Annotated in this window: 2 protein-coding genes; both read left to right on the plus strand. The window is 33.3% G+C overall.

The features are described from left to right. The first annotated feature begins 328 nt into the window (after positions 1-328). Positions 329-1,123: a DUF268 domain-containing protein gene (locus WC223_07305; protein ID MFA6924046.1), complete on the plus strand. Its 795-nt coding sequence runs from the start codon at positions 329-331 to the stop codon at positions 1,121-1,123. Positions 1,124-1,508: 385 nt separating this feature from the next. Beyond that, complete coding sequence (locus WC223_07310) at positions 1,509-5,627, plus strand: T9SS type A sorting domain-containing protein (GenBank protein MFA6924047.1); 4,119 nt, start codon at positions 1,509-1,511, stop codon at positions 5,625-5,627. Positions 5,628-6,058 lie beyond the last annotated feature (431 nt).

Here is a 6,058-nt window from a genome sequence, read left to right on the forward strand (position 1 = left end):
TTTTAAATTTCTCATTAATTGATAAAATCCCCATACAGCAATTGTTTGACGACTATTATCTACAAGATTTCAAAGAACTTAATTGTAATCAATTGAAATTTAATTTATAATGTTAGGATGTTAGTGAGAATACTTATATCCTGAACTTTTCATATGTCAATGTATATTCGCGACCAGCTGGTGTTTCGGCTGTGCGAGGGAGCAACTAAAAAAGTTAAATAAACAGAACAGCAAATTAACAGCAGAAATATTAATTACTTACAAAATTTAAACAGATAAAAAGAAGTATAAAAATTGTTTTAAAAAATAATAACTAACTGATTTTTTAATGAAAGATTTTTTAATCCGAATTTATAAAATATCAAATTCCATGGGGTTTGATGTTTTATTATTCTTTGGATTTCTCAGACAATTGCCCACTTTTATCAGCGAATATTTTAAACTAAGAAAACAACTGAAAAACAATAATGATTTTAAATTGTTTATTAATCCTCTTCTTTCCGATAAAAATAAACAAAATGGCACACCTTATGGTCATTATTTTCATCAGGATTTTTTAATTGCCCGTAAGATATTTGAAAATAAACCCCAAAAACATCTTGATATTGGCTCAAGGGTTGATGGCTTTGTTGCCCATGTTGCAGTTTTCAGAGAAATAGAATGTTTTGATATAAGACCTCAAAGCAATAAAATGAAAAATGTAATATTTAAAGAAGCAGATTTAATGCAATTACCCGATGAATTGCTCAATTATTGCGACTCTGTTTCTTCATTACATGCAATTGAGCATTTTGGTTTGGGCAGATACAATGACAATATTGATGCTTTTGGTCATTTAAAAGCATTTGAAAATATTTATAACATATTAAAGGCACATGGAAAATTTTATTATTCATGTCCAATGGGCGTGCAAAGAATAGAATTTAATTCTCACCGTGTCTTTTCTTTGAATTATTTATTAAATATATTTAAAGAAAAATTCAACATCATCAGTTTTAATTATGTTGATGACAGAGGAAATTTAATCGAAAACCCTGAACTAACAATCGAAAGCGTTAAAAATAGTTTTAACTGCAAATACGGATGTGCAATTTTTGAGATGGATAAAATTTCTTTATTATAAAAATATCGATTAGCGTGCATTGTGAGAACTGTCTCAAAAGGTGAAAATATTTATTTTACCGCAGAACAGTTACCTTCCTGTATTTTAAACTTCAAACTTTTTTCCAATAATCAATAGTACAATTTATTATCATTTATTATGTTGAATATGTATTTTAATAATACAAAATAATAAAAAATATATGTTAAAAACTTGCATATAAGAATATAAAATTGTATACTTGCATAGTGTTAAATAATATATGACATTAATAAATATTGTTAAAAAAAGCACAAAAAAATTTGCTTTTAGTATTAAATAATATTATATTTGTGTATTAATTTATATGATTGGTCGAAACAAAAAAACAAATAATTTAAAGTAAAAATCCATAAAATAAATAAACTTGAATAAATTATTAGCAAATAGCGTTAAACTGGTTGCCCTGCTTATACTATGGGTAACATTATCATTTAATGCTTTTGCAACTGTTACAACAACAGGTAGCGGAAATTGGAGTTCCACAACTCCTAATGCTCCATGGCCGGGAGGAACAATTCCTTCAACCAGCGATGACATTATTATAGGCGCTGGATTTACCTTAACTGTTGACGGCAACAGAACCTGTAATTCCATTTCTTTTAGTAGTACTTCAGGTACACTCGCCGTAAATGCAAGTGTAGTTCTTACAGTTACCACTTCAATTACTTTGAACAGTTCAACTTCAGCAAACAGAGCATGTACAATAAGTGGTTTGGGAACAATAAATTGTGCTTTGGTTAATGTTGGCAGTACAGTTAGTCCTTCCGGTTCAAGCCGCACTACGCGAATGACTTCAACTCTCACTGCATTTAATGTTTCAGGTAATTTTACAATATATAGCAGCAGGGCAAGCGGTAAAAACAATGACGGTACATTTTACTTTAGTACAGGTACACTTGATATTGATGGCACTTTAACTACTTCAAGTTCAGGAGGTGGCACATGTGCATTTGATATGAACACAGGCAGTAAAAACGGAACTCTCAATCTTGGGGGAGCCGCACCATTTAGTTTCGGTACCGGAACAAACACTATAACATTAAATTCAACTTCAACTACCGTTGATTATAATCGTAGCGGCGATCAGACAATATACGGAACATCTTATTATAATTTAAAAACTTCTGGTTCGAATACAAAATCAACTGATGCTGCCACTACGGTTAACGGCACTTTGGATGTAATTGCAGGAACACTTCAACTTGGTGGAAATAACATCACGGTAACCGGAGCTACTACAATTCTTGGAACACTCGCCGATAACAGTACCAGTGGTACAAATACATTTAATGGTACTGTTTCTGTTACAGGTTCTATTTCTTATACGGCTGCTGAAACATTTACAATAAATAACAATCTGACGTTAAATTCCGGCTCCAGCATAAGCGGCTCTGCAACCGGCATAGTTTCTGCAACCGGTACATTATCTGTTAATTCAGGTACATCTGCTATAGGACAATGCCAAATCAGCATAGGCGGAACTTCAACTATTACAGGAACATTGGAAATAACAAATTCTATTGGAACAAAAACATTTACAGGAAATATTACTGTTAACGGAACATGGAATAATTCGGGAAATTCGGCAATAACAATGGCAGGAAATCTTACGGTTAATACAGGAGCAACATTTACTGCCGGCACAGGCATTTATACACTAAGCGGAGCTTCTAAGGAAATTAACGGAACAATATCATCTCTTTCAATTCCTTCATTGACAGTAAGTGGAAGCTGTACCAATAAAATATCTTCACTTACAGTTGCTACTGCATTATCAGTAGCCGGAACACTTACAAACAACTATACTCTAACAGTAAGCGGAACATTAGGCGGCTGGGGTAGTTTAACACAAGGTATAAGCGGAGCATATTTATATATAGCATCTTCAACAGCCGATGTAACACTAACTGCTTCAGTAAGCACAAATACAGTTGAATATAACGGAGGTGCCCAAACCATAAAAAACACCACTTACGATATTTTAAAAATCAGTGGCAGCGGAGGAACAAAATCCCCCGGTAACGCCATCACAGTTAGTAACAATCTATATATTGATGCAACCGGAACAATTGACTTAAACACTGAAAACGCAACAATAAACGGAACTACTTCTGTTTATGGAACCCTTAAGGACGGAAGCACAACAGGAACAGACCTATTCGTTGGAAAAGTAACAATATATTCAGGAGGAGTATGGAATTTTACAGTTGCCGAATCAGCAGCATTCCGTGGAGGATTGGAACATAATGGAGCTACATTTACTTCGAATACGGGAACTTATAATTTTAATACAAACAGCCAAAGCATTTCCGGTTCAAGTGCAATTACTTTTGACGGACCTGTTACTGTTACCGGTGCAATCACTGTTACAAATTCCAATACTAATGCAGTAACCGGTGTAACATTTAACAATACACTTAACGGGTCAGCAGCGGGTTCTACATTCGACAACAGAGGAATCATGCATTACACATCAAGCGGAAGTACCAACAGACCCATGACCAATGGTGTTTTAGCTGCCGATAATTCTTCAAGCACTGTTTATTACGACAGAGCCGACGACCAAACAATAAAAGTACCATCAACTACATATTATAATCTGATAATTTCCGGTTCAGGCACAAAAACACCTGCTGCTGCAATATCAGTAAACGGAGATTTAACTTTATCAGGCAGCTCTACATTTGCCGACGGAGGATTTCAAATTACAGGGCAAATGGGAAAAACATTTTTTATAAACTCCGGAGCCACTTATACAACAACACGAACAGCAAGCCCATGGTTTCCTACAAACATGGGAACTACATTTGATAATAACAGCACTATAAACATTAGCGGAAATGGTACTTTTATTTTATCAGGATTGCCTGATTGTGGAAATATTAGCTTTGGTGGAACTGTAGGAACAAAAACATTAGCTAACTCATTTACGGCAAACGGCAATTTAACAATAAATAATAACACTACTCTTGCAGGTGGCAGCAACATTATAACTGTAAAAGGAAATGTTATCAATAATTTTACATACACCAGTTCAGGAAGCGGTAAAATATACTTGAATGGAGGAACAGCATTACATCAGATTTCGGGAGGCACATTTGGAGGATTAGAGTTGGATGATTCAAATGGTGCACAATTGCAAACAAGTGCTACAATAAATAATCTTTTATCAGCAACAACCGGAGATTTTGATATAAATAGTAAATCAGTTTCATTAGGTTCAGGAATAAGTATAATCAGGGAGAATGGAAATTTTATAAATGGCACATTCACTTTTTCAACCAATACAGATGTATCATATAACCCTACATCATCAATTTCGGTTGGAGCAGAACTTCCAAGCGATGCAACCAATTTAAGAAATCTTACATTAAACGGAAGCGGACTGGATTTGAGTTTGAGTAACAGCATTACCGTCAACGGAACTTTAACAATGACTTCCGGAACCCTTAATCTGAACGGAAAAAACATAACTCTTTGCTCAACGTGTAATATTTCAGGCGAAACCAGCACCAACAGAATATATGGCTCATCTGGATATATCGAAGTTTCAGGAGTTACCATTGACCATGCTTCCTTAAATCCCGGAAATCTTGGTGCTACTCTTGATGCTGCAAATGTAAATCTTGGTTCAGTAACCGTTAGAAGAGGACATGAGGTTCAAGTAGGACAGGGCAATAATAGCATACTTAGATATTATGATATAACTCCTTCAACTACGGGGCTGAACTTAACTTCATTAAAACTTGAATATTTTGGCGGTGAATTAAATAGTATTAACGAAAACAGCTTAACGTCTTTTTTTTCCACAAATACCGGTTCTACATGGAGAGAAGTAGCACCATCGGAAGTAGCAAATAGTTATGTTTTATTATCGCCGGTTAATTCATTCCAGAGAACAAGATGGGTACTTGGCGATGGCGGCTCGCCACTGCCGGTAGAATTGCTTTCATTTCAGGGGATATATGAAAATAATAAGGTGAACTTATACTGGGCAACAGCATCAGAAATAAATAACGATTATTTCATAGTTGAAAGTTCAACCGATGCAAAGAGTTTTAAAACTCTAACAGTAGTTAAAGGACATGGTAATTTTAACGGAACCCTTAAATATACTGCAGCAGATTCTCAACCTCCACTTGGAGTAGCATATTATCGCTTAAAGCAAACCGATTTTGACGGCAAATTCAAATACAGTGATGTTATAGAAATAAGAACAGATGAAAATACAAATAAATTAACTTCCGAACAACCATATTTTAATGGAAACGAAATTGATGTAAATGTTAAAAATATATCAACCCCGGAATTAAAAGTTGAAATTTATACAATAAATGGAAGCTTGGTTTATCGCAACGTTTACACAACACTAAAAGATGATACAAGAATAAAAATTAGCTCAAGTTATTTTTCCAAAGGTGCTGTTTACTTCATACGAATCAGCGATGACAGGCAAAGTATTGTGAAGAAGTTTGTTTATTAAGAAAAACCAATAGTCATTAGTATTATTTTGTTATTCTGCAATCGTTTTGTTAATCTTTGTGTTGCACAAAAAAACTTTTTAAAAAATTATAAGATAGTATTTTTTTTCTTACGACTTACGACTAAATACTTACGACTTTAATTTTATGACTTTTCGGAGTGAACTCAACTTTAAACCTTAAGCTTCAAACTTTTTTCCAATAATCAATAGTACAATTTATTATAATTTATTATGTTGAATATGTATTTTAATAATACAAAATAATAAAAAATTTATGTTAAAAACTTGTATATAAAAATATAAAATTGTATATTTGCATAGTATTAAATAATATATGGCGTTAGTAAATATTGTTAAAAAAAGCATAAAAAAATTTGCTTTTAGTATTAAATAATATTATATTTGTGTATTAACTTATATAATTGGTCGAA

Source organism: Bacteroidales bacterium, assembly GCA_041671145.1.
GTDB lineage: Bacteria > Bacteroidota > Bacteroidia > Bacteroidales > JAHJDW01 > JAQUPB01.

Bases quoted from the DNA above. Each gene is read 5' to 3' on its own strand.
- WC223_07305 (MFA6924046.1), top strand. From the start codon at position 329: ATGAAAGATTTTTTAATCCGAATTTATAAAATATCAAATTCCATGGGG.